Genomic DNA, 3,940 nt, shown 5'->3' with positions numbered 1-3,940 from the left:
GAACGCAGGCTTCGCCAGCTGCTACGGTCCGCGTTAAGGCTTAACTGATCGGCATTAGGGCAAGCCCGCTCCCACATTGCTCCTATGTTTCATCTCGAAGACAGGCGCTGGCCCAGGTTTTGTTCCTTGAGGATATCGAACAACGCCTGCGCCGCCGCCGACAGTTCAACCCCAGGCTGGGTCAATACGCCGATGGCCCGCTCTACCACCGGATCGCGCAATGTAAGGCACCGGGCTCCGAGTTCCTGCATCTGTCCGGCGCACAACGCAGGCACCGCGCTCACGCCCAATCCGCTGGCAACCATCCTGCCGACTGTCGCCAATTGATGGCTTTCAAATTCCACCGGCAATTTCATTCCCCGCGCCTGCAAATGTTCTTCCAGCATTACCCGCAGTGTCGACGGTCGCTGCAAAGTGATGAACGGCTCCTTGAGCAACGTTTGCCAGTCGATATCATCAAGCTCGGTCAATGGCGAATCCTTGGGCACGACAGCGACGAACCGGTCTATGTACAACGGCGTGAACGCCAGCGACGAACTCTGCGTCGGCTCGAACGCCACGCCCAGCTCAACCTGCCGGTCTCGGACCATCTCCAGCACCTGCTCGTTGATCACGTCATTGACCGTGACATTGACGTTGGGATAGCGCGCGCGGAACGTCTTGAGGATCGGCGGCAGCAGGTTGCCGGCAAACGATGGCATGGCCGCCAGCGTCACGCGGCCGCGCTGGAGGGTGAAACGTTGGCGCAGTTCGTCCTCGGCATTGTCCCAGTCGGCGATCAAGCGGCGCGCCAGCGGCACCAGCGATTCGCCTTCGGCGGTCAACGCTACGTTGCGCGTGTTGCGGGTGAACAAGCGCCCGCCCAGGCCCTCCTCCAGCGCCTTGATGGTCAGGCTCAATGCCGATTGCGACAGGTGCAGGCGCTCACAGGCCACGGCAAAACTCAGGCTTTGGGCCACGGCCAGGAAGGCGCGGATCTGCTTCACGGTCATGTCGCTTTGCTCCAGTTGTAAGCTATAAGCTTCAAGCTGCAAGCTGCAAGAGTAGAGCAGCCATTATTGAGCTTTATCAATCAATCAACCTTAAAAATCAACTTAACAAATGAATACAAGAGCGCGACACTTCGTCGCATACGGCTAGCCAGCCGACCACAAAGAATAAAAGAGGTGCATATGGCAGGTTTCGACAAGCGCGTGAGTTCCTACGAGGAAGCTCTGGCAGGTCTTGAAGACGGCATGACCGTGATCGCTGGCGGCTTCGGTCTGTGCGGGATCCCGGAAAACCTGATCAACGAGATCAAACGCAAAGGCACCCGCGACCTGACCGTCGTTTCCAACAACTGCGGCGTCGACGGTTTCGGCCTCGGCGTGCTGCTGGAAGACCGGCAGATCAGCAAGGTCGTGGCGTCCTACGTCGGCGAAAACAAGATGTTCGAAGAGCAGCTGATGAGCGGCGCCATCGAAGTCATCCTGACCCCACAAGGCACCCTCGCTGAAAAAATGCGCGCAGGCGGCGCCGGCATTCCGGCCTTCTTCACCGCCACTGGCGTGGGCACCCCGGTTGCCGACGGCAAGGAAACACGCGAATTCCATGGCCGCCAGTACCTGATGGAAGAATCCATCACCGGTGACTTCGCCATCGTCAAAGGCTGGAAAGCCGACCATTTCGGTAACGTCGTCTATCGCCACACCGCCCAGAACTTCAACCCGCTGGCCGCCACCGCCGGCAAGATCACCGTGGTCGAAGTTGAAGAAATCGTCGAACCCGGCGAGCTGGACCCGGCACAGATCCACACCCCTGGCATCTATGTCGACCGAGTCATTTGCGGCACGTTCGAAAAGCGCATCGAACAGCGCACCGTGCGTAAGTGATCCCCAGCCCCCGGACCGAATGAAGGAATAACAACAATGGCACTTTCCCGCGAACAAATGGCTCAACGCGTCGCCCGCGAAATGCAGGACGGCTTCTACGTCAACCTGGGCATCGGCATTCCGACCCTGGTCGCCAACTACATCCCTGAAGGCATGGAAGTCATGCTGCAATCGGAAAACGGCCTGCTCGGCATGGGCGCGTTCCCGACTGACGCCGAAGTCGATGCCGACATGATCAACGCCGGCAAGCAAACCGTGACCGCGCGTATCGGCGCCTCGATTTTCTCTTCCGCCGAATCCTTCGCCATGATTCGTGGCGGCCACATCGACCTGACCGTGCTCGGCGCGTTTGAAGTCGATGTCGAAGGCAACATCGCCTCCTGGATGGTCCCTGGCAAGCTGATCAAGGGCATGGGCGGCGCGATGGACCTGGTGGCCGGTGCGGAAAACATCATCGTCACCATGACCCACGCCTCCAAAGACGGAGAGTCGAAATTGCTCTCCCGTTGCAGCCTGCCGCTGACCGGCGCCGGTTGCATCAAGCGCGTACTGACTGACCTGGCCTACCTGGAAATCCAGGACGGCGCGTTCATTCTCAAAGAACGTGCACCGGGCGTCAGCATCGAAGAAATCGTCGCAAAAACCGCTGGCAAACTGATCGTGCCTGATCACGTTCCAGAAATGCAGTTTGACGCTCAGTGAGGAATCCTTCCATGCAAGACGTCGTCATTGTCGCCGCCACCCGGACTGCCATTGGCAGTTTCCAGGGCTCACTGGCGGGCGTTTCTGCAGTTGACCTCGGCGCTGCGGTGATTCGCCAGTTGCTGGCGCAAACCGGCCTGAATCCGGCTGAAGTCGATGAAGTGATCATGGGCCAGGTCCTGACCGCCGGCGCCGGGCAAAACCCTGCGCGCCAATCGGCGATCAAGGCCGGCCTGCCGTTCACCGTGCCGGCCATGACCCTGAACAAGGTCTGCGGTTCGGGCCTCAAGGCCCTGCACCTGGCCACCCAGGCGATTCGCTGCGGCGACGCCGACGTGATCATTGCTGGCGGCCAGGAAAACATGAGCCTGTCCAACTACGTCATGCCGGGTGCTCGCACCGGTCTGCGCATGGGTAACGCCCAAATCGTCGACACCATGATCAGCGACGGCCTGTGGGATGCGTTCAACGATTACCACATGGGCATCACTGCCGAAAACCTGGTCGAGAAGTACAGCCTGACCCGCGAACAACAGGACGCCTTCGCTGCGGCCTCGCAACAAAAAGCCACGGCAGCTATCGAAGCCGGGCGTTTTGTCGATGAGATCACGCCGATCCTGATTCCTCAGCGCAAGGGCGATCCGCTGTCCTTCGCCACTGATGAACAGCCGCGTGCCGGCACCACCGCTGAAGCGCTGGGCAAGCTGAAACCGGCGTTCAAAAAGGATGGTTCGGTGACAGCAGGTAACGCCTCGTCGCTGAACGACGGTGCCGCCGCCGTGATCCTGATGAGCGCCGACAAAGCCAAGGCCCTCGGCCTGCCGGTATTGGCAACCATCGCGGCTTACGCCAATGCGGGTGTTGATCCGGCGATCATGGGCATCGGCCCGGTGTCGGCTACACGTCGCTGCCTGAGCAAGGCCGGCTGGTCCATCGATCAACTGGACCTGGTCGAAGCCAACGAAGCATTCGCCGCGCAATCACTGGCGGTGGCCAAGGACCTGGAATGGGACTTGAACAAGGTCAACGTCAACGGCGGCGCCATCGCGCTGGGTCACCCGATCGGTGCATCGGGCTGCCGCGTGCTGGTGACCTTGCTGCATGAAATGATCAAGCGCGACGCCAAAAAAGGCCTCGCCACCCTGTGCATCGGTGGTGGTCAAGGCGTGGCACTGGCCATCGAGCGGGCATAAAGCGTTCATCAGACTGCGCGGGGACCCACGAAGATCCGCGCAGCCTGGCAACACCCCCGGCGTGATTCACATCGCGCCGGGTCCTTTCGCTATACCCAAATCCCTTGTAGCAGCTGTCGAAGCCTGCGTTCGACGTGTAGCAGCTGGCGAAGCCTGCGTTCGGCTGCGCAGCAG

The 3,940-nt window shown here is 60.5% G+C and carries 4 protein-coding genes; 3 read left to right on the top strand and 1 reads right to left on the bottom strand.

What is annotated here, in order from left to right:
• Nucleotides 1-89: 89 nt before the first annotated feature.
• Nucleotides 90-992 (bottom strand): LysR family transcriptional regulator, encoded by a 903-nt coding sequence (locus PMI22_RS03235; protein ID WP_007948747.1) that lies wholly within the window; start codon nucleotides 990-992, stop codon nucleotides 90-92.
• Between the two features lie 180 nt (nucleotides 993-1,172).
• Here PMI22_RS03235 and PMI22_RS03240 point away from each other — a divergent pair, with 180 nt between their 5' ends.
• The 3 genes from PMI22_RS03240 to PMI22_RS03250 are packed head-to-tail and all read left to right on the top strand — an operon-like array spanning nucleotide 1,173 to nucleotide 3,766.
• Nucleotides 1,173-1,871 (top strand): CoA transferase subunit A, encoded by a 699-nt coding sequence (locus PMI22_RS03240; RefSeq protein WP_007948746.1) that lies wholly within the window; start codon nucleotides 1,173-1,175, stop codon nucleotides 1,869-1,871.
• A gap of 36 nt (nucleotides 1,872-1,907) precedes the next feature.
• Entirely contained in the window at nucleotides 1,908-2,573 is a 666-nt protein-coding gene (locus PMI22_RS03245) for a CoA transferase subunit B (RefSeq protein ID WP_007948745.1), read from the top strand.
• 11 nt (nucleotides 2,574-2,584) lie between these two features.
• The gene (locus PMI22_RS03250) at nucleotides 2,585-3,766 is read left to right on the top strand and encodes an acetyl-CoA C-acetyltransferase (protein WP_007948743.1); all 1,182 of its coding nucleotides are present in this window, start codon (nucleotides 2,585-2,587) and stop codon (nucleotides 3,764-3,766) included.
• The last annotated feature ends 174 nt before the right edge of the window (nucleotides 3,767-3,940 follow it).

The sequence above is a fragment of the Pseudomonas sp. GM21 genome, from assembly GCF_000282215.1.
Lineage (GTDB): Bacteria > Pseudomonadota > Gammaproteobacteria > Pseudomonadales > Pseudomonadaceae > Aquipseudomonas.
This window is presented reverse-complemented; position numbering and strand designations above follow the sequence as displayed.